The 22928-nt window shown below is 70.5% G+C and carries 19 protein-coding genes; 9 read left to right on the top strand and 10 right to left on the bottom strand.

From position 1 onward, the window contains the following. Positions 1–17: 17 nt before the first annotated feature. The 8 genes from ACIO1C_RS33405 to ACIO1C_RS33370 all read right to left on the bottom strand — a co-directional run bounded on the left by ACIO1C_RS33405 (position 18) and on the right by ACIO1C_RS33370 (position 11467). A complete protein-coding gene (locus ACIO1C_RS33405) occupies positions 18–680 on the bottom strand; it encodes a hypothetical protein (protein ID WP_401870885.1) in 663 nt (220 codons plus the stop codon). 108 nt (positions 681–788) lie between these two features. Continuing rightward, positions 789–2600, bottom strand: a complete 1812-nt coding sequence (locus tag ACIO1C_RS33400) for an acyl-CoA dehydrogenase family protein (RefSeq protein ID WP_401870883.1) — start codon at positions 2598–2600, stop codon at positions 789–791. Continuing rightward, a complete protein-coding gene (locus tag ACIO1C_RS33395) occupies positions 2597–3658 on the bottom strand; it encodes a methyltransferase (RefSeq protein ID WP_401870880.1) in 1062 nt (353 codons plus the stop codon). The genes ACIO1C_RS33400 and ACIO1C_RS33395 overlap by 4 nt, the downstream gene beginning before the upstream one ends. A 49-nt stretch (positions 3659–3707) precedes the next feature. After that, the gene (locus ACIO1C_RS33390) at positions 3708–4463 is read right to left on the bottom strand and encodes an N-acetyltransferase (protein ID WP_401870878.1); all 756 of its coding nucleotides are present in this window, start codon (positions 4461–4463) and stop codon (positions 3708–3710) included. Positions 4464–4506: 43 nt separating this feature from the next. Beyond that, positions 4507–5289 (bottom strand): leucyl/phenylalanyl-tRNA--protein transferase, encoded by a 783-nt coding sequence (locus ACIO1C_RS33385; RefSeq protein ID WP_401870876.1) that lies wholly within the window; start codon positions 5287–5289, stop codon positions 4507–4509. Positions 5290–5297: 8 nt separating this feature from the next. Next, positions 5298–8327, bottom strand: coding sequence for an amino acid adenylation domain-containing protein (locus tag ACIO1C_RS33380; RefSeq protein ID WP_401870873.1), 3030 nt, complete (start codon positions 8325–8327; stop codon positions 5298–5300). Positions 8328–9311: 984 nt separating this feature from the next. Next, positions 9312–10736 carry an ATP-binding protein gene (locus ACIO1C_RS33375; protein WP_401870871.1) on the bottom strand — a complete coding sequence of 475 codons (1425 nt, stop codon included), beginning with the start codon at positions 10734–10736 and terminating at the stop codon, positions 9312–9314. Further along, positions 10733–11467, bottom strand: coding sequence for a response regulator transcription factor (locus ACIO1C_RS33370; RefSeq protein WP_401870869.1), 735 nt, complete (start codon positions 11465–11467; stop codon positions 10733–10735). The genes ACIO1C_RS33375 and ACIO1C_RS33370 overlap by 4 nt, the downstream gene beginning before the upstream one ends. Positions 11468–11637: 170 nt before the next feature. Between ACIO1C_RS33370 and ACIO1C_RS33365 the strand changes: the two genes are divergently transcribed. The 4 genes from ACIO1C_RS33365 to ACIO1C_RS33350 all read left to right on the top strand — a co-directional run bounded on the left by ACIO1C_RS33365 (position 11638) and on the right by ACIO1C_RS33350 (position 15492). Beyond that, a complete protein-coding gene (locus ACIO1C_RS33365; RefSeq protein ID WP_401870867.1) occupies positions 11638–12990 on the top strand; it encodes a ferric reductase-like transmembrane domain-containing protein in 1353 nt (450 codons plus the stop codon). 11 nt (positions 12991–13001) lie between these two features. Continuing rightward, complete coding sequence (locus tag ACIO1C_RS33360) at positions 13002–13466, top strand: FMN-binding protein (RefSeq protein WP_401870865.1); 465 nt, start codon at positions 13002–13004, stop codon at positions 13464–13466. A 34-nt stretch (positions 13467–13500) separates the two neighbouring features. Next, a complete protein-coding gene (locus ACIO1C_RS33355) occupies positions 13501–14211 on the top strand; it encodes an FAD:protein FMN transferase (RefSeq protein ID WP_401870954.1) in 711 nt (236 codons plus the stop codon). Between the two features lie 555 nt (positions 14212–14766). Continuing rightward, a complete protein-coding gene (locus ACIO1C_RS33350; RefSeq protein WP_401870864.1) occupies positions 14767–15492 on the top strand; it encodes a dienelactone hydrolase family protein in 726 nt (241 codons plus the stop codon). Positions 15493–15977: 485 nt separating this feature from the next. Here ACIO1C_RS33350 and ACIO1C_RS33345 read toward each other — a convergent pair whose 3' ends face one another. Beyond that, positions 15978–16685: an MBL fold metallo-hydrolase gene (locus tag ACIO1C_RS33345; protein ID WP_401870862.1), complete on the bottom strand. Its 708-nt coding sequence runs from the start codon at positions 16683–16685 to the stop codon at positions 15978–15980. 97 nt (positions 16686–16782) lie between these two features. On the opposite strand from ACIO1C_RS33345, the gene ACIO1C_RS33340 reads away from it, so the two are divergent. From ACIO1C_RS33340 to ACIO1C_RS33330, 3 genes are all read left to right on the top strand, one after another. After that, positions 16783–17304: a TetR/AcrR family transcriptional regulator gene (locus ACIO1C_RS33340; protein ID WP_401870859.1), complete on the top strand. Its 522-nt coding sequence runs from the start codon at positions 16783–16785 to the stop codon at positions 17302–17304. Positions 17305–17515: 211 nt separating this feature from the next. Further along, positions 17516–17833, top strand: coding sequence for a M56 family metallopeptidase (locus ACIO1C_RS33335; RefSeq protein WP_401870856.1), 318 nt, complete (start codon positions 17516–17518; stop codon positions 17831–17833). A 515-nt stretch (positions 17834–18348) separates the two neighbouring features. Further along, positions 18349–19362, top strand: a complete 1014-nt coding sequence (locus tag ACIO1C_RS33330; RefSeq protein ID WP_401870853.1) for a COG4280 domain-containing protein — start codon at positions 18349–18351, stop codon at positions 19360–19362. A gap of 161 nt (positions 19363–19523) precedes the next feature. On the opposite strand, the gene ACIO1C_RS33325 is transcribed toward ACIO1C_RS33330, so the two are convergent. Further along, on the bottom strand, positions 19524–20930 hold the full coding sequence (locus tag ACIO1C_RS33325) for an MFS transporter (protein WP_401870850.1): 1407 nt from the start codon (positions 20928–20930) through the stop codon (positions 19524–19526). Between the two features lie 87 nt (positions 20931–21017). Here ACIO1C_RS33325 and ACIO1C_RS33320 point away from each other — a divergent pair, with 87 nt between their 5' ends. Continuing rightward, entirely contained in the window at positions 21018–21596 is a 579-nt protein-coding gene (locus ACIO1C_RS33320) for a TetR/AcrR family transcriptional regulator (protein WP_401870848.1), read from the top strand. A gap of 413 nt (positions 21597–22009) precedes the next feature. Then, positions 22010–22696, top strand: a complete 687-nt coding sequence (locus ACIO1C_RS33315) for an AAA family ATPase (protein ID WP_401870845.1) — start codon at positions 22010–22012, stop codon at positions 22694–22696. Positions 22697–22928: the final 232 nt, after the last annotated feature.

Here is a 22928-nt window from a genome sequence, read left to right as displayed (position 1 = left end):
AACGAAGGTCGTTGCCCTCAGGGCACGTCAAGATCCCGGGCGAGGCAGTTCCAGAATTCGCCTTCCAGGCTGTGCACCGTCCGGGCGCATCGAATGGCGGCCGCCGGGTCGTCCCCGCCGGCCACTCCGCTCTCGAGCGTGGCCTCAGCCTGGTCCAGAAGTGACCGCGGTGTGTCAGCGAAGAAGCGGAAGTGAGCCACCGCGGACTCCTGGAAGCCGTACTGGGCCACCAGTGCGTCGGCCACACGGGTATAGGTCTCCCCGGACTCGCGCACGTTCGCCAGCAGCGCGAGGGCGATGTCGCTGGAGGCGCCGTACCGCGCGGACTGCGCCAGGTAAGCCGGATACGCCTGTGCCGGCGGCCGCGGTTCGTAGCCACGCAGCTGCTCCTCGTCCGTCCCGAGCGCGGCCGCGAAGTCCATGAGGAGTCCGAGAGCCAGCCCCTCGCCCTCTGCCATGGTCAGAAACAGATCCCCCGCGGGAGGAGAGGGGAACCGGGACGCGAGCAGGGCCATGCTGCGGCGGTCGCTGCTCACCAGCTGGTAGAGCTCCCCGGCCAGCCGGCCGAGCCGTTCCCTGGGGACCTGGCCGTGTTCGAGGAGGCCGACGAACCGGTTGGGCTGAGCCTGCCTCGCTATCTGCTGCTGCGCGGAGGTGATGACATCGGCGATGGGGTGCATCGGATTCCTCGTGGGTCACCCCCGCCTTCCGGCGGGGAGGAGCGGACTTGCGCGGAGCCGTCGGAGCGGCGATCCGCCGTCGGAGCGGATCGCCGTGACCGCCGCGTATCAGGAGCCGGCCGCCCGGGTGTCCTCCGCAGGGGTCGCAGGGACAACTCGCCGCAGGTTCGGACCGGTCGCGGGTCCTGGCCTGGCCTCGGCGATCCACGGCCCGTCGGTGGACGGATCGATGACACGCTCCTCGAGCCAGGTGAAGTGGCCTGCCATCACGCGTCCGGCCACCTCCCGGTCCCGCTCGTCGCCGTTGTCGTCGAGCCGCTCCAGCAGCTCTGCGATCCTGAGCCTGGCCTGGTGGCAGAAGGCATCGGCCAGGGCGGTCGTGGTGTCACCGACACCGTCGAGTGCCGCCGCGTAGACACAACTCGCGCTCATGGCGTACAACTCGGATCCGATGTCGACGATCCGGCCGAGGTACCGCTGGCGTTCGAGTGCGGCGGGCGGCGCCGCGGCGACGAGAGCCAGCCGGTCGGCCAGTAGCCGGGAGACCCGCTCGACAAACGCGACGTGGGACCCCAGGGCACTGTTCTCGTGTGTCTGACCGCCGAACGGCACGGGTGGGTGACCATTCGCCGGGGAGCGGTGCGACTCGACCAGATCGTGGGCGATGAAGCTGCGAAGTGCCTCACTTGAACCGTCGAAGATGCGGCCCACCCGTACATCGCGCAGCAACTGCTCCACCGGCACACCGCGTTCGCCACGCCCGACAGCCGAAGCCGCCGTCTCGTATCCGCGGCCGCCCCGTATCTGGACGAGCTCGTCCGCCACAGAGCACGCTTTCTCACTTGCGAACAGCTTGGCGAGCTCCGCGTCAAGACGGGTATCGGTGTCCCCCGACTCGGCCCGCCGACCGGTGACCTCGACCATCGCTTCCAGAGCGAAGGCCGTCGCCGCGATGAACGCCAGCTTGCCGGCGACCGCGTCGTGCTCACCGATGGGCCGGCCGAACTGCACCCGGGCCGTTGCCCACTGACGAGCCACCAGCAGACTCCACTTCGCCGCCGCGGCGCACACGGCCGGGAGCGAAAGCCGTCCCGTGTCCTGTGCGGCGAGAGCGACCTCGAGGCCGGCACCCACCTCGCCGATCCGCTGACCCGAGGGGACCACCACCTGGTGCAGGCGGACGCAGCCGTTCTCCAGGCCCCGCAGCCCGAGGAAGGAGCTGCGGTGTTCGACCGTCACCCCCGGCGAACCGGCTTCGACGATGAACGCGGTCATCCCTCCCTCGCTGCCGCCCGCGGGGGCAACGACGGCCATGACCACCAGCAGGTCGGCGACCGCACCGTTGGTCGTCCATGTCTTCACACCATCGAGGACATAACTGTCCGTGGACGGATCGTGGACGGCCACGGTGTGCATGCGGTAAGGATCATTGCCGACATCGGCCTCGGTGAGCGCGAAGGCCGATATCTCTCTGACGCACCTGGGCAGAAACACACGTTTCTGCTCCTCGGTTCCGAACAGGGCGAGCGGCTGTGGAAGACCGATCGCCTGGTGCGCCCCGAGCAGTTCACTGAGGGCCGGATGGGCCGTACTGGTGAGCATCAGAGCCCGGTGGTAGCACAGCGAGGACATCCCCTGGCCGCCGTACCGCTCGGGGATCTTGATGCTCAGGGCTCCGAGGTCCTTGAGCCTGGTGATGACGTGGTCGGGGATCCGGTCCGTACGCTCGATCTCCGCACCGTCGACTTCCTTCTCGCAGAAGTCGCGCAGGCGGGACAGGAACTGCTCCTCCGTGGGGTCCAGACGCCTCGGGTCGCCCCCGGGCAGGGCGAGGAGATCATTCCGCACCCTGCCCAGGAACAGTTCCCTGGTGAACCCCGGCCGGTCCGCCTGGCGGTCCGCCGGGTCGTCTGCCGTCATGAGGCGAGCGCGGGGACGGCCTGAATGACCGACAGAGGCCCGGCGTCCCCGTCTCCGACCGACTGCACCGTGAAGCCCGCTTCCCCGAGCATCGCCCGGAACTCGCTCTCCGTGCGCTCGCGGCCCCCGGTCGTCACCATCATGTTGGCGTCGGTGAGGAACATGACCGGTGTGGAGGTGCCGGCTGTTTCGGGCAGCACCGTGCCGACGACCAGGAGGGTGGCGGACGCGGGCATGTGAGCGCGGCAGGTGCGCAGGATGGCCAGGGACTCCTCGTCGCCCCAGTCCTGGAAGACGCTCTTGATGAGGTAGATGTCGCCATGGCCCGGGACGGACGTGAAGAAGTCGCCGGCCTGGACCTCGCACCGGTCCGCGAGGCCGGCCTTGTTCACGGTGGCGGAGGCCTCCGCCACGCCGCTGGCACTGTCGAAGACGATGCCTCGCAGTCCGGGACGGCGACGCAGGATCGCGGTGAGGAGGGTGCCGTCGCCGCCGCCGAGATCCACCAGAGTCCCGGCCTGCGGGAAGTCGTAGCCCGCGGCGAGCTGTTCGGCGGAGTACCTCGACTCCTCGCTCATCGCCTCGTTGAACAGAGCGCTGGTCTCGGGATGCTGGGCCAGGTAGTCGTAGACCCCCGCCCCGTACGCGTGGTCGAAGGCGCGCTCGCCGGTGGAAACGGTGTGCCGCAGGCCCTGCCACGAGGTGAGGAAGAGAGGGTCGCAGAACATGCGGGCGAAGTTCCTCAGTGAGCCCGGGGAATCCACCCGCAACTGGGAGCCGATCTCGGTGAGCGCGAAGCGCCCGGGCTGCGGTTCCGTCATGATCCCGCCGGCCACCAGCAGCCGCAGCAGCCGGCGCAGCGACGGCTCGTGTGTCCGCGTCTCGGCGGCGAGTTCGCCGCTTGTACGGGACCCCGTCCCGATGAGGTCGGCCAGACCGAGTTCGGCGGCGACCGCGATCGAGTGCGCGGTCATGTAACCGCCGATCCGCTCGATCAGGGCCGCTCGCAGAGCCAGCTTGTCCGTCGGGGGAACCTGGTGAGGAGTTGTACCGCTCATGAGTTGTGCTCCTTTGCCGACTGTGCCGCTCGGGATGTCGCGGGGGTTGTCAGTGACGTGGGCCGGTGAGGCGGTGCCTGACCCACACGTTGGGCTCGACGTACACCGCGTAGTCGTGCTCGACGCTCACGGTCAGAGGTGTCAGTGCTCCGGGCACCGCGACCGGACCGCTGGCGTCCAGGGGCAGCCCGGTCCATTCGCGCCACTGGCGGAGGCTTCCGGAGATGGTCATGGACGCCGGACACACCCGCAGTACCTCGCCGCCCGCCCTGACGTGGATGCGCAGCCACGGGTCCTGGGGCAGGCCGTCGGGCCGGAGCAGTCCGACGTACTCGTCCATCGGCAGGTCGGGGCGCTCGTGCTTGAGGCTGGGCCGGACCGGGCCGACGAGGTCGCGGAACCCTTTGCCACGCGCGTGCTCGGTGAGGGCCCGCAACGTGCGTGCCGACAGGTTCTGGGACTGCCGGCCGGGGGCGATGGCGATCTCGAGCGCGCACAGTGCGGTCAGTTCCCGGCCCGCGTACGTGTCCGACAGGCACTGCCGAAGCGCCTCGTCCCAGCCGGTGTCGGGAAGGCGGCCGGGGTCTCCGTCCCAGGACAGAGGCACTCCCGCCGCCCGGGCGATGACCTGCCCCTGCTCATCGATCACGACGAGCTGGTGTTCGGTGTGCCGGTCGAAGCCCCATTCCACGAGGAGGGGGTCGGGGCGGATGTAGGCGGGCCACGACGACTCCATCGAAATCATGGCCTCTTCGAGATCAGGCCTCTCGGCGAGGCTGACCACATGAAGGTCACTGCTGGTCATGGTCAAGGCGTATCTCCCAGGAGCAGATGAGGGCGTCGTGAGATCAACCGGCGAGCCGGCCGGCCGGCAACTTCCGTGTGACGAGGGGGCGGGTCCGGCCCCGGGCGGCCAGCAGGTCGAGGTACTGGGCCCTGGGCATCGGGCGGGCGCCGATGAGCCGGGCGTGGTCGCCGTCGCGCTGGACGTCGACGGCGAGTCCCCCGGCTTCGGCGAAGCGGCGTGTCAGGTCTGCCACCGCGGTCTTCCCCGCCCCGCTGCGGAGGGTGAACTGGGAGTCGGCGCTGAACACGGCCCCGACCTTGATGCCGAAGGTTCCGCCGATCAGCTCGTCGCCCTCCCACACCTCGACACTGTGGGCATGGCCTTGCCTGTGCAGGTGTGACAACCCGTTCAGCAGGCCGTCGGTGAGCCATCGCTGCGCCCGGCCGACCCGGCACCGGCGGACCACCTCTTCGAAGCAGGCGTCTGCGGTCGTCGTCCAGTCCGTTCGGTTGCGCAGTTGCTGTCGCAGGCTGCGCTGGATACGGGCCTGGTCCACAAGGATCACGGGCCGCGGATCCGGGGACCACCATGAGATCGCGAAGGGATCCTGGCATCCCGGGACGAGCTTCACGCGCCCGGACCGGACCTCGGCCTCGTACGTCAGTTCATTGACGATCGCCGCTTCGGCTGTCTCGGCCGGAAATGGGTAGAGGCCCTTCCGGTAGGCAGCCAGCAGGTTCTCGGGATCGAGGTTGCCGCCCAGGGCAACGGGTCGCTCGGCGGGTCCCGCGCCGACATTGAGCGCCGCCCATAAAGACTCGGTCTGATCATTTGTCCGGATCATGCGTGCCCTCACAGGAATTTGATGGAGGTCAGGTATCCGATGTAGCGGTCGAGCATCTCGCTGTCCACGGGAGGTATTTCGATTCCGCTGCCCCGCAGAGCGGTGGTCACGTTGTCTTGCGAGAAGGTGGGAAAGCTCGTTTCGAGATACATCTCGGCGACGCTCATGGTGCCGGTGGAGCACCGGTCGATGAAGAGAGGGGCGAACGGTGTCATGGGGTGGTCCGGCTGTTCCACAGCGGTGGTGACGATGCGCTCCAGCCACTGGTCCCAGGGGACTTCGCGGATCGTGTGACCGTGGGCGCGCAGCCTTTCCGCCAGGAGCGAGACGTTCACCTTTCCGGGATTGGTCAGGTGGTACACCTCTCCGGCGGGCCGGCGGCTGGAGGCGATATGCAGCAGGGCGGCCGCGTAGCAGTCCACCGGCGTGTAATCCAGGGGGAGTTCGGCAATCGGCGAGGTGCCGGTGTCGACGATGAACCGCTTCATCGCACACATCTCGGTTGCCGTGTTCCACGCACCGGTCGTCCGGTCGCCGGAGATGTCGGCGGCGCGGTAAATGGCGACGGGAAGGCCTTCGGCCGCGGCGTTCTGGAGAAGTGCTTCGGCGACCCATTTGCTTTCCACGTAGCCGACGGAGAGATGGTCGGCATGGGCCAGTGGTGTCTCTTCGGTGACGTGTCGCACCCCCGCGGTCCCGAAGCCGGAGACGACCGCCATGGTGGAGACGTAGTGGACGGGGATGTTCCGGTAGCGGCCGGCCATGCGGATGATCTCGCGGGTGCCCTCGACGTTCGTCGGGCGCATGTGTGAGTAGGGGTAGATGAAGTTGACCAGCCCGCCGGGATGGTGGATGACGTCCACGATCCTCGCGAAGTGGTCGAAGGCCTCGCCGGACAGGCCGAACCGCGGTTTGTCCAGGTCTCCGGGAACGGCCGAGATCCGTCCCTCGGCCCAGTACGGCTGAAGACCGTCCTTCATGTAGTGCACCGCGTTGGCCGTGATGCGTTCCCGCGCCTGGTCGGCGTCCGCGGCGCGTACGAGGCAGTGCACGGTGGCGCTGGTGGTCGCCAGGAGTTCACGGAGCAGGTAGACGCCCAGGAATCCGGTCGCGCCGGTGAGGAAGACGTGGGAGGGATCGGCCCAGGCCGTGGAACCGGTCGGTTCCCGCTGGATCGGGACCCCGACAGCGGTGTCGGCGTTGAGGTCGACGTGCGGGGTGCCGGCGGCGTCGAGCGTGCCCGCGCGGGCCGACTCCACTCCCGCGGCGAAGCCGCGCAGGGTCGCGTCGTCGAGGAGCAGCCGGATGAGGGGGCGGACTTGTGTGATCAGGATGCCGAGCGAGGCACGCACCTTGGCGAGCAGTTCGGCCGCCAGGATCGAATTCCCGCCGAGGGTGAAGAAGTTGTCGCCGGGCGCCACCGCGTCCACGCCGAGCACCTGGCACCACAGGCCGGCAACGGCCCGCTCGACCATGCTGGCGGGCGGAGCATCCTCGCCGGCCTCGTGCGCGGTGATGTTCTCACGCGACGGATCGGGCAGCGCGGCGAGGTCGATCTTGCCGTGCGCCGTTGTCGGCATGGTGTCCAGCTGGACGAACCTGGCCGGGATCATGAACGTGGGCAGTCGGCCGGCGACGAAGGTGCGCAGCTCGTCGGGCGCGGGCGGGTGCGACGTGCCGCTCGCGGTGAAGTAGGCGGCCACCTGCAGCTCGCCCTTGACGCTGAAGGACGTCACCGCGATGTCCTCGATGGCAGGGTGCGCCGACAGCGTCGCCTCGATCTCGGCGGGCTCCACACGGTAACCGTGGATCTTGATCTGCCGGTCGGCCCGTCCGGTGATCTCGAGGTCGCCCTCCGCCGTCCAGCGCCCCAGGTCACCGGTGCGGTAGAACCGCGTCGTGCCACCCGTCGCCCCCGGCAGGGACACGAAGCGGTCCTTCGCCGGGGTCTCTTCGCAGAGGTAGCCCTGAGCGACACCGGGACCGCCGATGTATATCTCCCCCTGCTGCTGGGGAAGCGCCGGCCGCATGTCCTGATCCAGGACGAGCACCACGGTCCGCGGCAGCGGACGCCCGATGGGCGCCGGCCCCTGGGCGGGGAGCGACTCCGGCCCGACTTCCATGGTGCACGACGTGATGGTCGTTTCGGTCAGTCCGTACGCGTTCACGAGCCGGGAGTCCGGCATCAGGCGCAGTGCCGTCCGGCAGTCGGCGGCGTGCACGGCGCTGCCGCCGACGATCGTCAGCCGGATCGGCAGCCCGGCGGGAGACCGCTCGAGTTCGGCGAGGAAGGCGCGCCAGTAGGAGGGCGTCAGGTCCATCACGCTGACGTCCAGTGAGGTGAGCCTGGCGGCCAGTTCGCTCGGGGCCCAGTTGTAGTCGGGCAGGACGAGTGCCGCTCCGTTGAGGAGCGTGATCAAGATCTGCTCGATGGACGTGTCGAAGGAGAGCGCGGCGAACTGCAGCACACGGTCGTCAGGGCCGATGCCGTACCGCTCGTTCACGCTCCGGCAGAGGTAGTCCAGGGAGGCATGGGCGACCTGAACGCCCTTGGGCGTGCCGGAGGATCCCGAGGTGTAGACGATGTAGGCGATGTCCGAGCCCTCAACCGTGACGTGCGGCGGCCCGGGGTGCGCCTCGGCGCTGCCACCGCCGCCGGTCAGGGTCGGCACCGGGAAGCCGGCGAAGCGATGCTCGAGATCGGAATGGGTGACGACCGCGGCGCAGCGGGTTTCTTTGATGTACGTCGCGATCCGGTCGTCCGGAGCGCCGGGCTCCACCGGCAGGTACGCCGCCCCTGCCTTCAGGGTCGCGAGAAGCGACACGATCAGGTCGATCGAGCGCCCGAGGTGGGTCATGACCACCGACCCATGTCCGACCCCGTGCTCCTGGAGCCTGTGTGCGAGCAGGTTCGCGCGCTGCTCAAGCTCGGCGTAGCTGATCCGGACGCCGTCGTGTTCCACGGCTGTGGCTTCGTGTCGTGCCGCCGCCACAGCCGCGAAGCGTTGGTGCACGAACAACTTCCCTGTTATGTCCATGAGTCCTCTCGTCCATTCCAGGTGTAGGGAATGCTGTGGATCGTGGAAAGATTTTCGGGCGTGATGAAGCGCACTCCGGGAGATTGAAAAAAGCAGAAGCGTGCAGGGGGAAACGACAGTATTGGGCCGTGAGTGGCCAGGTATTGAGTGGGAATCGGGCGGCGGCCTGATTCTCGTCTGCGTGTGCCCGCCCTGAGCTCAGCAGCCCACTCGTGGAATACGTACCGGTCGAAGAGCCATGACAATCCATCAGCGAGGCCGTCTTCTACCCGGTGCGGCCGTTGGTATGCGGATGCTCCGATTGTTCCATCGGAGGGGCCGGCCGGGGTCTCGCTGTGCGCTGTTCGCCTTGCGGTTGGGTACGGGCATCGGTTCGAACGCCGTTGAGGAAACCCCATGGGGGTAGCCCCTGTCAATGGGATAAATCATCCACGGCCGGTCGCGGTGCCTACTGCGAAGGAGCTGTGATTGGGCGCCCGGGCACCGCGCGGGGCAGGCGCGGGCAACCCCCGGGGGCGCGTAGGGGTGTTCTCGACTTCAGTGCCGGATCACGTCCGGTGCCGGGCGAATGCGGGCCTCACCCGCTTACGGGAAAATTTTCATTGCGCGTCTGATCTGGAGTGTCGCGATAAAGGGAGCATTGTATTCCGCTTGGTGAATACCGCCGCGGAGGGGCAGGAGGAAGGGAGGAGGGTGGATCTGCGGCCGCGGATCCGCCCGGCGGGTCCCCGGCCGGTCTTGCTTCCCGTAGGGGGTAGGGGTATACATGGCGATGCGTCAGCTCCACCAAGACACTCCTGCGTCACCCACCGGAAGTGCCCAGGTGACCAAGCCGCTTGTGTGCCGGCGAGAGGGGAAGGCGCACCGCGACTGTATGGCGAAGGAAGGAGAGTGGCCGCGCGTGGACACTCCCACCAGCCTGAAGCCGGCTCTGCCCGCTACGCGATTTCGGACGGCGGCCCGAAATGCGGCCGGCGGCCGGTGTCAGTGGGGAAGCGTGATGCGGAAACGTGTGTGTCCGGGTCTGCTGGTGACGGTGGCGGTTCCGTCGTGGGCGGTGATGACGGCGTGGACGATGGCGAGGCCCAGGCCGGTGCTGCCGGTGGTTCGGGAGCGGGCGTGGTCGGCGCGGACGAAGCGGCCGAAGACTTCGGCCCGGACCTCGTCGGGGATGCCCGGACCGTTGTCGCTCACGTCCAGGCGGACGCCGGCCGGTGCGGTGGTGAGGGCGATGGTCACGTCGGTGCCGGACGGGGTGTGAACGCGGGCGTTGGCGAGGAGGTTGCCGATGGCCTGCTGGAGGCGGTGGGCGTCGCCGGTGACGGTGACGGGCTCCTCGGGCAGTTCGAGGAGCCAGTGATGGCCGGGGCCCGCGGCACGGGCGTCGTCCGTCGCGTTGAGGATCAGCAGGGTGAGGTCGACCGGCTCGTGTTCGAGGGGGCGTCCGGCGTCCAGTCGGGCGAGGAGGAGCAGGTCGTCGACGAGGCGGGTCATGCGCCGGGATTCGCCGTCGATGCGGTTCAGGGCGTGGCTGACTTCGGCGGGTAGGGGGCCGTGGTGGCGCAGGGCGAGTTCGGCGTGGCCGCGGATGTTGGCGACGGGGGTGCGCAGTTCGTGGCTGGCGTCGGCGGCGAAGTGCCGGAGTCTCTCCTCGCCGGCCTGGCGCCGGGTGAGGGCGTCCTCGACGTGGCCGAGCATGTGGTTCAGGGCACTGCCGACCTGGCCGACCTCGGTACGGGGGTCGGTGTCCGGAAGCGGTCCCGGCATGGCGACCTCGCCGCTGGCGAGCGGCAGCCCGGCCACTTCCGCCGCGCGGGCGGTGACCCGTCGGAGGGGGCGCAGGGAGATCCGTACCCACAGGGCTCCGGCGATGCCGGTGGCCACGAGGGCACCGCCGAACACCGCCGCTTCGACCGCTTCGAGGCGGTGGACCGTCTCTTCCACCGGGTGCAGGGGCAGGCCGGTGATCAGTACGTCCTGGTCGTCGCCCTGGACGGCCGTGACGCGGTACGCCCCGAGCGTGGAGAGGCGGATGCTGTGTCCGTGTCCGTCGGGGTGGAGGCCCGCCAGGGAGCGGCGGTCCCCGGGGGTGAGCTTGAGGGGCCGGTCGGTGGCGTCGTCGACCACAGCGGCCTGGGTGACGGTGCCGTTCAGGAGGCGGGCGCCGAAGGTCGATTCCGCCTGGCCCCTGGTGTCGGGGCGGTTGTCGGCGTCGGGCTTGGCCTCGTGTTCCAGGCTGGCGGCGAACCGGCCGCCGGAGGCGGAGAGTTGCTCGTCCAGGCGCCCCATGAGGAAGCCGCGCAGGGCGACGGCGGTGGTGATGCCGACGGCGAGGCAGGCGAGGGCGAGCAGGGCCACGAGTCCGGCGGTGAGCTGGCCGCGCAGCGTGCGGGGCGGCGGGCGCCTCACGGTGCTTCCGGTTTGAGGACGTAGCCGACACCGCGCACGGTGTGGATCATCGGAGTGCGTCCCGCGTCGATCTTCTTGCGCAGATAGCTGATGTAGAGCTCGACGATGTGGGAGCGGCCGCCGAAGTCGTAGGCCCAGACGCGGTCGAGGATCTGGTCCTTGGACAGCACCCGGCGAGGGTTGCGCATGAGGAAGCGCAGGAGTTCGAACTCGGTACGGGACAGCTCCACGGTGGCCGCGCCACGTCTGACCTCTCTGGCTTCCTCGTCCATGGTGAGGTCTCCGACAACGAGGCGGTTCGTTCCCGGGCCGGCCGTCATTCCCGCCCGCCGGAGCAGGCCGCGCAGCCGGGCCAGGACTTCCTCCAGGCTGTAGGGCTTGGTGACGTAGTCGTCGCCGCCCGCCGTGATGCCGGCGATACGGTCCTCGACCGCGTCGCGTGCGGTGAGGAAAAGCACGCACACGCTCGGTTCCCCGTGTCGCAGGGCTCGCAGAACCCGCAGTCCGTCCAGGTCGGGCAGCATCCAGTCCAGGACCACCGCGTCAGGGCGGAAGTCACGGGCGACGGCCAGCGCGGTCGCGCCGTCCGCGGCCGTACGGACCTGCCAGCCTTCACCGCTCAGCACTCCGGCCAGGACATCGGTGACGTCGGGCTCGTCGTCGACGACGAGGATCCGTACCGGTTCTCCGTCGGGGCGGTGCAGAAACGATGGCGTACGCGGCTCGTCCATGGTGACCCCAGCATGCTCCGGCCAAGGTCACAGCGGGGTGAGCCGTTTCTCTGTGTTTCCTCTGAATCGGCGCCGGGACCGATCGGCGCCGCTGTTTCAGAAGGTTCACAGAGGTTCGGCTGTGAGGCTGACCGCCCATCGCCGGCGCGCGCCTTGTCCGGAGGAGCCCCATGACCACCACCACGTACGCGAGCCGTGGGACGCGCCACCGGCGCGGGCGCCGCGGCATTGTCCCGTTCCTGGCGCCGCTGGTGATCTGGGCCGGCGCGGCCGGGGTGCTGGCCCTGTGGTGGAGCGACACGACCTCGGTGGTCGGCCCGGCGGGCTGGCTCACCGGCGCGGGACGCATCACCGGGCTGCTGGCCGGTTACGCCTGCGCGGTCCTCCTCGCGCTGATGGCCCGGGTGCCACTCCTGGACCACACCATCGGCACCGACCGGCTCGCCCGCTGGCACGCCCTGGGCGGCCGCTGCACCGTCGCCCTCGCCCTCGCCCACACCCTGCTGATCATCTGGGGATACTCGCTGAGTTCCCGTACGGACGTCGTCAGCCAGACCTCCACCCTCCTCCTGCACTACCCCGATCTCCTCAAGGGCACGGCCGGCTTCCTGCTGTTCCTGGCGACAGGAGTCCTCTCGGCCCGCGCCGCCCGCCGCAGGATGAGCTACGAGACCTGGCACTACCTGCACTTCGCCACCTACCTGGCCGTCTTCCTCACCTTCGGCCACCAGCTCTCCAACGGAGCCGACTTCGCGGGCAACCGCCCCGCCCGGGCGGCCTGGTACACCCTGTTCCTCGGCGTCGCGGCGCTGGTCGCCTGGTACCGGTTCGCCGCTCCCGTACGGCGCGGACTGCGCCACCGCCTGCGCGTGGCCGCGATCCACCCCGAGGCCCCCGGTGTGGTCTCCGTCCACCTCACCGGCGAACACCTGGACGAACTCGGCGGCAAGCCGGGGCAGTTCCTGCGCTGGCGCTTCCTGACCCGCGGCCTGTGGTGGACCGCGAACCCCTACTCCCTCTCCGCCCCCGCACACCCGCACCACCTGCGCATCACCGTGAAGACCGCCGGCGGCCACAGCGCCGCCCTCGCCCGTCTGGCGCCCGGCACCCGGGTGTGGGCCGAGGGACCCTACGGCGCTTTCACCGCGGACCGCCGTACCGCGCCCAAAGTCCTGCTCCTGGCCGGCGGCGCCGGCATCACCCCCTTGCGTACGCTCTTCGAGACACTCCCCGGCCAGGTGACCCTCGTCTACCGGGCCCGCCGCGCCGACGACCTCGCCCTGCGCGGTGAACTCGACGCGATAGCCGCCCGCCGGCAGGCCACCACGCACTACGTCGTCGACGAACCGGCCGGGTACTCCTCACCCCTCACCGCTTCCGGCCTGAGCACCCTGGTCCCGGACCTGGCCGCGCACGACGTCTACCTCTGCGGTCCCCCCGGCATGACAGAGGCAGCGATCCACGCCCTGCGCGAAGCCGGTGTCCCGGCACGGCGCATCCACCACGAGTCCTTCGCGCTCTGAGGAGAACCACCATGCGCCGAGCCGTCCTCGCCACCACCGGGATCAGCACCCTCGTCGTGGCCCTGCTCGCCCTCAAGCCCCACCAGCCGCCCGCCCTCGCGGGAGTGTCCCCGCGATCCTCCACGGCCGCCCCGTCCCCGCACACTTCCGCGGGCGACTCGCCAGGGAGTTCCGCCAGGGGAACGGGAACAAGCACGGACACGGGCACCTTCACCGGGAGTCCCATCGACACCCCGTACGGAACGGTTCAGGTCGCCGCCACCCTCTCCCGGGGAAGGATCACCGCGGTCAAGGTGCTCCAGGCCCCCGACGGGAGCGGCCGCGACCAGCAACTCGCCGCCTACGCCCTGCCCCGCCTCACCGCGGAAGCCCTCGGTGCTCAAAGCGCCCACATCGACGCCGTCTCCGGAGCCAGCTACACCAGCCAGGGCTACATCCAGTCCCTCCAGAGCGCCCTGGACCAGGCCCGTGCCTGACACCGCACACGGACTGCGCCATGCCGAGCACGTCATGGGCACCGTCTTCTCCTTCGACATCCGCGACGAACCCACCCCGGCGATCCACCGCGCGCTCGCCGAGGCGGTACGGCACCTCCACCGGGTCGACGCCGTGTTCTCCACCTACCGGCCCGACAGCCCCATCAGCCGCCTCGGACGGGGCGAGACCGGCCTCGACGACTGCCCCTCCGAGGTCCGCGAGGTCCTGTCCCTCTGCTCACAGGCCACCCAGGACACCGACGGCTGGTTCAGCGCCACCCCCGCGGGAACCCTCGACCCCTCAGGACTCGTCAAAGGCTGGGCCACCGAAACCGCCTCCCGACTCCTCCACGAAGCGGGCGCCCACCACACCTGCGTCAACGGCGGCGGCGACCTCCAACTCCGCGGCGGACCGTGGCGCGTGGGCGTCGCCCACCCCCTGCGCCCCGGCGAACTGGCCACCGTCGTCACCGCCCGCCACGACCTGGCGATCGCCACCTCCGGTACGGCGGAGCGCGGCGCCCACATCCTCGACCCGCACCGGGGCACACCCGCCACCGCGCTCGCCTCCCTCACCCTGATCGGCCCCCGCCTGACACCGACCGACACCTACGCCACCGCCGCGTTCGCCAGAGGCGGGGCCGCGCGGGACTGGGTGGAAGCACTGGACGGGTACGAGGCCCTCGCGGTCCTCCCCGACGGGCGGCAGTGGCGCACCTCGGGGTTCAGCGGGTACGGGTCCTGAGACAGCGCCGCGCGTGCCCGTGCCGTGGGGGCCGGCGCAGGGTGCTGGTGGACGGCCCCGATCCGCCCGGCGGTCTCCGTACACCCTGGGAGCGGACGGTACCCGCAGACGCGACGCTCGCCGGGTCGCCCGCTCCGGTGTGCTCGGGCGGCCGGGCGCCAACTCACCGGCGCCCCGGCCGAGACCGCCGTGTGCGGCGGACGCCCCCATCCAGTCCGAGAACGAGGCTCCGAGCGGCCGGGGCAGGACGTACGCCCACCAGAAGGCGGCGCTCGCGGGGGCTCCCTCTACCGGCCGTCGAGTTCAGCGAGCGCTTCCGCGAACCCCTTCGCATCCGACTTGTTCCTCGTGCGGGCGCCGCCCCCCCGGCGCAAGACCCGGCAGGTCCACCTCCAGCACCGTGCCCAGGGAAGGTGATCCGACAACGCTGCTGCGGGAACGGGGTTGGTGAGGGATCTTGTGAGCCATCGCCGCATTTCAGAGGCACTCCCGCGCTGTTCTGCCGGCGGAGAACACCGGCCCGGCCGGGCGCGACGATCACTACGGTCCAGTCTCATGACGACGATTACCACGCGCACGGTCGAGTACCCGGCCGACGGCCTGACGATGATCGGGCACCTCGCGCTCCCGGCCGGGATCGGCCGTCGGCCCGCGGTGCTGCTCGGACCGGAGGGCATGGGGCTCAGCGACGTCGAGCGCCGCCGGGCCGACGCGCTCGCCGAACTGGGATACGTAGTGCTGGCCTTCGACCTCCACGGCGGGCGCTATGTGGGCGACCCCGAGGAGATGCTGGCCCGTTGCCTGCCGCTGCTCGCCGACCCCGACCGGATGCGGGGCATCGGCCACGCGGCGCTCGACGTGTTGCGCGCCGAACCGCGGACCGACCCCGACCGGATCGCCGCCGTCGGCTACGGCACCGGCGGCGCCATCGGGTTGGAACTCGGGCGCGACGGCGTCAACCTGCGCGCGATCGCCACAGTCAATGCGACTACCACAGGCCGGCCGGGCGAGACGGCGCGCATCCGCTGCCCAGTGTGGGCCGGGGTCGGGTCGGAAGACCCGATCATGCCGCCCGCGCAACGGGACGCGTTCACCGCCGAGATGCGGGCCGCGGGCGTCGACTGGCGCCTCGTGGTCTACGGCGGCGCCTTGCACGCCTTCCACCACCCGCCGGTCGACCACCCCACGGTCCCCGGCGTCGGCTACCACCCACAGCACGCGCAGCGCGCCTGGCGCGACGTAGTCGGCCTGCTCGCCGAGTGCCTGCCCGTAACGGAGTGATTGGTCAGCAACCGCGATTCCGGGCCGCGAACCCAGGCCGGTAGAGCGCCACCGGCTCCGGTTTGCGGGACACCACCGCGGCTCGGAGAAACGGTGACGAGGTGCTCAGCGAGGTGCAGAACAGAGGCATGGCACCGGCGCAAGCTCGGACACTGACCATCCCACGCCAGGTCATGGGGTCGGTCACCGGCAAGATCGAATGAGACGGGAACACCCCCGCCGGCACGCGCGGGACCACGAACGGCTGATCCAGCACTCCGAGTCCTTGGTCACCTGGGCGGCCATCACCCTCATGACCAGGCGGATCACCGGCCGAACGGCCCGCAGGAGCGGCCAGCCGGACTCCCGGGAGGGACCCCGGACGGATCCCCACGGCCCTGATGGTCAGCAGTGCCACTCAGAGGTTCCCGGGCCCCGGCCCACCCCATCGTCCCCATGCTGCTGCCGGGCCGTCGAGCGTGATGAAGCAGAGGGTGGCGTGCCTGTCAGATCTTCTTGATCGTCTCGCCCACCTGTGCCGGTGAGGTGCGCCAGGGGGCGCCGTGGCCGGGAAGTATCCAGGACGCCTGCAGTGCGGCGATCTTGTCGAGGGAGGCGAGTGCCTGGGCCTGGTCGTCCGTGAAGGGTGCCGGCTGCGGTCCGGTGCGGCCGGTGAGGACGTGCCGGGTGGTCAGGGCGTCCCCGACGAAGACCGCGTCGGCGAGGGGGACATGTACGGCCACGCTCCCCGGGGAGTGTCCCGGCATGCCCACGATCGACGGGCTGCCGGGCAGGTCCAGGACGTCGCCGTCGTGGACCTCGGTGGCCGCTGCGACGTATCGGGTCCGCAGGCCGTTCTTGCTCAACAAGTAGCCGAAGAAGCGCAGCGTGGGGCCCGGTCGCAGGGGGCCGAGCGCGGTCTTGGGCTTGTCTCCGGTGCGCGCGCGGGCGGCATCGGCGGCGTGGATGAACACCGGCACGCCGTGCTCGCTGCGGAGACGTTCGGCGAAGCCGATGTGGTCGGAGTCGCCGTGAGTCAGGACGAGTCCGCGGATGTCCTCGACGGACTTGCCCAGGGAGCTCAGTTCGCGCTGCAGATCGCGCCAGTGGCCCGGCAGGCCTGCGTCGATGAGCGTGATGCCGTCGGGGGTGTCGACGAGGTAGCACGCCACCACGTCGTTGCCGAGGCGGTGCAAATGGGGTGCGAGCTTCATGGAGACTCTCTCCGGGATATGGACTGCAGGTTCCGATGGCTAACCTACGTAGCTATGATGGCTTCGGTCAATAGCTTTCAGAGGGGAAGTGTGGAGCATGCCGACTCCGGAGAAGACCTCGCTCAGCCGGATCGTCGCCGCCGGCCGTGAACTGCTGGAGACGGGCGGTCAGCAGGGATTGACCATGCAGAGCGTCGCCAATCGAGTGGGGGTGCGGGCCCCTTCGCTGTACAAGCATGTCGACAACCGCGACGCTCTCCTGGCCGCCGTGGCCGAGGCCACCGTCGCCGACCTGACCACTCACCTGGAGGCGACCGACGGCACCCTCGAGGACCTGGCACGCTGCTACCGGCGGCACGCCCTGAAGCGGCCCGAGGGCTTCCGGCTCATGCATTCGCCGTACGCACCGCCCGAGGCCCTCGCCCGCCTGGCCGGCCCGGTGTTGCGCATCGCCGGGGAACTCGTCGGCGAGCAGGAGGCACTCGAGGCCGCGCGCATGCTGACCGCTTGGGTCACCGGCTTCATCGAGATGGAGATCAACGGCGCCTTCCGGCTCGGGGGCGACATCGACCGCGCCTTCGAGTACGGCCTGAGCGGCATGCGCCGAGCCCTCACCTGACGCTCGGAGGGAGCCTGTCGGAGTACGGGGCGGCGGCCGACCTGGTGCGTTGCCGGTCCGCCGAGAGGCTGAGCGAGCGGTTCAGCCCGGTCGCCCCGGTGATCTCCCACAGGCTCATCGCTCCGGACCCGTAAAGGCCGCGGAAACGCCTCAACTCCAGCCGGCGATACGGGTCCAGGACCACCGCCCCGCCACGGGAGACCTCGCGGTCGTGGACGACCCGGTTCCCGTCGCCTTCGCGTTGCCAGGGGCGCCGGGCCGGGTCGTCGTTTCCTCCACCATGCTGCGCGCCCTCACCGCGGACGAGCGACGGGCACTCCTGGCCCACGAGCGGGCCCATCTACGCCACCGCCACCACGTGTTCCTCCTGGTGACGCAGTTGACGGCTGCGGTCAACCCGCTGATGCGGCCCGTCGCCGATGGGGGCGGTTTCGCGCTGGAGCGCCGGGCCGACGAGGACGCGGGCACCGTGGTGGGCGACCCGCCCCTGGTGGCACGGGCCGTGGCACGGGCGGCGCTCGCCCCGTGAAGCGGGGACCTCAGCCCGCACTGGCCGCGACCGGCGGCCAGCACCACAGCGGGTCCACGCGCTGCTCACCCCGATGCCTCCGTTGCTACGCCGCCGGGTGGCGGCCTCACCCCGATGCCGCCGTGCTGCGGAAGCGTGCTGCTGTCCGCCCAGGACATGCACCACCTGTTCGGCGCCCCCTCGTCCAGCCATGTCGCGGCACCTGTCCACCAGCCCCGAACCGCCCGCTTCCACACGACTCCACCGTCCACCCGCCCTCGTGCTCCCGCGCCCGCGCCCGCCGCCCCCCGGGGCACCCGCGGGCCCCCGCCCTCGGATTCCTTACGCACCCATGGGCGACGCCCGCCCGATTCCGGCGTATACCGGCCAAGAGGGAAGTACGCCGGCACCGCCGGCGTGAGACCGCGAACACCCTTCCCCCCCCCCGACACCTCCGGCGCCCCGGGCAAGAAGCCGCGCCCTCTCCCGCAAAGGTTCCCCATGGCCACCGAACCCTCCGCGCAGGGCGGCGACGCGTGAACAGCCTCGTCCTGGTCCTGACCGTCTTCGTGGCCTGCGCGGTCGAAGCGGTGGAGGCCCTGACCGTCGTCCTGGCCGCCGGCACGAGCCGGCACTGGGGGTCGGCCCTCCAGGGCACGGCCGCAGCCCTGGTCACGCTCGCGGTCACCGTTGGCGTACTCGGCCCGGCCATCGGCCTGATCCCGCTCGGCGCGCTGCGACTTGTCGTGGGCGCTCTGCTGCTCGTCTTCGGTCTCCAGTGGCTGCACAAGGCCGTCCTGCGGGCGAGCGGTCTCAAGCCGCTGAGGGACGAAGCAGCCGCGTACGAGAAGAAGTCGGCCGCCGCGCGAACGGCCGGCACGGGCGGCCGGGCGGCGGTACGGGACTGGTACGCGTTCACGCTGTCCTTCAAAGGCGTCCTCCTGGAGGGACTGGAGGTGGCCTTCATCGTGGTCACGTTCGGCAACAACCAGCGGAACGTTCCGCTCGCCGCTCTTGGAGCCGCGGCCGCCGTCCTGGCCGTCGCGGGGGTGGGTTTCGCCGTTCGGGCACCGCTGGCCCGGGTCCCGGAGAACACGATGAAGTTCGTCGTCGGCACCATGCTGGCCTCGTTCGGTGTCTTCTGGTCGGCCGAGGGCGCGGGAGTGGCATGGCCCGGCGCCGACGTGGCGCTGCTGGTGCTGGTGCCGGTGGTGGCCCTGGTCGCGCTCGGGTTCACCGCGCTGCTGCGGCGCACGGCGGGCCACGGCCCGACGCCACGGGCGGTGACACCTCCCCGCCGGGCGACAGCCTCCGGGGAACAACACCGAGCCGCGAACCGGTACCTCAGGCGGGCCCGTTCCTTCGCGCACTTCTGGTACGACTTCGTCGTGGGCGACGACTGGAGGGTCGCGGCCGGCACCGTCGCCGCGCTCGCCGCCACGTACGGTCTGGTCCGTGCGGGCCAGAACGCCTGGTGGCTCCCACCGCTCGCCGTCCTCGCGCTGCTCGGGCTCTCCCTGCGCGGAACACGCGTACGGACAGCCCGGTGACACGGACACGGTGGAGAAAGCGGTCTTGGTGAACCATCAAGAGAAGGTGCCCACCCGGCGTGGGGTGTCAGGCTGCCGGGACGGCAAAGCGAGGTTGACGCAGCGCTCCGCACTCGCCGGACGGACTCGGCAGCTCGTCCGGCGCCTGCGGCATCACTCCACTACGAAGATTGTTTCTGGCGGGCGGAGCCGGCTGGGATCAGCGTGGCGACCACGACGGCCGCGACGGCCGCGACGATGGCCGAGACAGTGAACGCCCTCTGGAATCCTGTGTCCGTACCGCCCGCCAGGCTTACCGCGGCGAGGCTGGAGACGACGGCCGCCCCGATCGAAGCGCCGAACTCGTGGAAGGTGCTGACGATGCCCGAGGCGAGCCCGGCCTGGTGCGGCTCGACCTGGCCGAGCGCCGTCGCCGACGCCACCACGAAGAGCGAACCGATCCCGGTCGCGGCCAGGCTGACGCCGATGACGACGGCTGTTGACCCGGCCCAGAGGACCGGGACGAGGAGCCCGGCGGCGGCGATCACCATCCCGATGACTCCCACCCGGCGGGTTCCGAGTCCGCCGATGACCCGGCCCGCTGTCTGGGCGCCGGCCATGGTGGCGAGCGCCACCGGCAGGAAGAGCAGCCCTGTCACCAGCGGCCCGTGTCCGCTGTATTCCTGCAAGTAGAAGGAGCCGAGGAAGAAGACCGCCACCATCAGAGCCGTGCCGGTGAGGATCACGAACGTACCTGCCGTAACCGGGCGGCGGAACAGCAGTCCAAGGTCCATCAGTGGTGATTTCGCAGCTCGTTGCCATGCCCCGAAGGCCAAGTACAGCACCACGGAGGCCGCGGCGAGGCCCAGCGTGCTCATGGCGGACCAGCCGTGGTCACCGGCATTGATCAGCGCGTAGATGCCGACACCGGTCGCTCCGGTCACCAGGAGCGCACCGGGCACATCGAGTCGCGGGCGCACCCCTTCGGGCCGGGGCAGCGGCGGCAGCATCCGGGGCAGCAGCACCATGATGACGACGCCGACGGGCACGTTCACGAAGAACGCCCAGGGCCAGCCCGGCCCGGCGGTCAGTACGCCGCCGAGGAGCACGCCGACGGCGGCGCCGCTGCCGCCGAGTGCGGACCAGATGCCGAGCGCCTTGTTCCGCTCCTCTCCTTCGAACAGCCGCACCACGACCGACAGCGCGGCCGGCGACAGCATGGCCGCGCCGAGCCCCTGCGCCACCCGGCCGACGATCAGCACTTCCGCGCCGCCCGCCAGACCGACGAGCAGTGAGGCCGTGGTGAAGGTGGCCAGCCCGGCCAGGACGAGGCCCCGGGCCCCGAAGAGGTCGGCGCTGCGACCGCCGAGCAGCATCAGGCCGCCGAACGTCAGCGTGTACGCGCTGACCACCCAGGTCAGCGCAGAGCGCGAAAGGCCGAGGTCGGCACCTATGTGCGGGAGAGCGATCGCCACCACGGTGACGTCGAGGATCAGCATGAACTGCGCGACACCGAGCAGCGCCAGCGCCTTCCACCGGCGCGCGTGAGCGGGCGGACCCGGCTCCGTCGTGATCTGTTGATCGGTCACAGCCCCTCCTAAGTTGGACATTGATGTTCGAGTTAGCTCAACTGGTAGCGTAACTCAAACAACACGGTTTGAGTTAAAGGAGGATGTGTGACCTCGTTGCCCCACGCATCCGGCCGCCGGGCCGACGCGCAACACAACATCGACGCGATCCTGGACGCCGCGGTCGAGAACTTCGCGCTCCGTCCGAACGCGACGCTGGCCGAGATCGCGAAGGCGGCAGGCGTGGGGCGCGTGACGCTCTACGGCCATTTCGCCTCACGCGCCGAACTCGTGAACGCGGCGATGACCCGGGTCCTCGAACAAGGTGACGCGGTACTCGAACCGCTCGAACTCGACGGAGACCCCGCCGAGGCGCTGGAACGGCTGATCGGAGCCAGCTGGCGGCTGATTCACCAGTCGCGCTCCCTCCTGGCCGCCGCGCAGAAGGAGTTGTCGAGCGCCCGGATCCGCGACCTGCACGCCGGACCTGCGGCCCGCGCCGAACGGTTGCTGGCCCGCGGCCAATCCGAAGGCGTGTTCCGGTCGGATCTGCCGGCCTCCTGGCTGGTGGCGACGCTGCACAACGTGTTGCACGGCGCCGCCGACGAGATCAACGCCGGCCGCCTGAAGCCGGAGGACGCGGCCCGCACGGTCTCGCTGACACTCCTGGCGGCCTTCGCGGCCTGAGAACCCGATACCGGTACGCGCGCGGCGGCACGGCCCCACCACGGACCCTCGACCCACTGGAACGCCAGAGCTCGCGAAGCGCTCGCCCCGCAGACCCCAGTTGCGACGGCGCCCCGCCGGACAGCTACAGGCAAGGCGCCCCGTACTCAGCAAGGATCGGGGCTACGCCGTCCCCGGCCGCCGTAAAAACGGGACGCAAGCGGCCGGCAACTGCGCCAAGATTCCGCACAGCCGGTACGCGACCCCGAAATCCACCGGCCGGCCAACCACAGCCATCGACGCGGCCCTCGCGGTGACCGAGGCGCGATGTGCCGGTTCGGTGTCGGCGACGGCACGTCAGCCCGGGGCGCTTTCGCTGCTCGGGTGTTGATGGAGGGTTAGGCCACTGACACGGGGCGCTATCTGTAGCGGGTGTGGCTGTCAGGGTTCTGCCGGACCGTACGGTGGTGCGGCGGGAGCGGGAGGAGCAGCGGACGCGGAAGGCCCTGGCCGACCTTGCCCCGGCCGGGCCGCGTGAGGGCGGCGCGGTGAAGGCAGCCGCGCTGCGGCAGCCGTACCCGCCGTCGGCGGCGTTGGAGATTCTGCCGCCGGGGCTGGGCGGTGCGGCGGCGGGTGTGGTGTTGCCGGCGGGGGCGCGGCCGGTGCGGTCGTTGTTGGTGCGGGCGGTGTTAGACGCTCTGGCACTGCCGCGCCGCTTCCCATACACATCGGCGCTGGTGGATGCCGCGGTCGCCGGGGCTCTGGGCGAGGCGCGGGTGCTGGTGGTCGATGAGGCGCAGCGGCTGTCCGTGCCGTGCCTGGAATATGTGCAGAGCCTGTGGGACCACCCCGGCACGCGGATCACGCTGGTGCTGTGCGGGGCGGCCACCGAGCGGGCGCCGGCCCGGCTGCCGCATCTGGCATCGCGCATCGGCGCGTGGCAGGAGGTTCCGCGCCTGGCCGCGGGAGAAGTGGCGAGCGGGGTGACGGGCTTCCATCCGCTGTGGCGCACCGTCCCGGCCCCGGATCTGACGTGGATCGACCGGTCGTGCGCCCACGGCACGTTCCGTACGTGGGCCGCTTTGACCGCGCAGCTGCAGAACGCGCCTTGTCACCGCTGACGCGGTCGTCGACCGGGCTGTGCTGCGGCGGCTGTTCCAGCGGATCGCGCCGCCGCTGTGAACGCGGCGCACGCTCTGGCTGGCCAGCACACACATGACGTCCGACCGCGTGAGGGGAGCTGGCGTGGAGGACGGTGACGCTGTCCGCGCAGGGGGCGGGCTGCCCGAGGTGTCGAGGACCCGGGTAGGACGAGCGGTCATGTGCAGGTAGGACGAGGCGGCCGGGATGGAG

The organism is Streptomyces sp. NPDC087420 (genome assembly GCF_044744165.1).
In the GTDB taxonomy this organism is placed as follows: domain Bacteria; phylum Actinomycetota; class Actinomycetes; order Streptomycetales; family Streptomycetaceae; genus Streptomyces.
The sequence above is the reverse complement of the archived record's forward strand: the minus strand, read 5'-3'. Positions and strand labels throughout refer to the sequence as shown.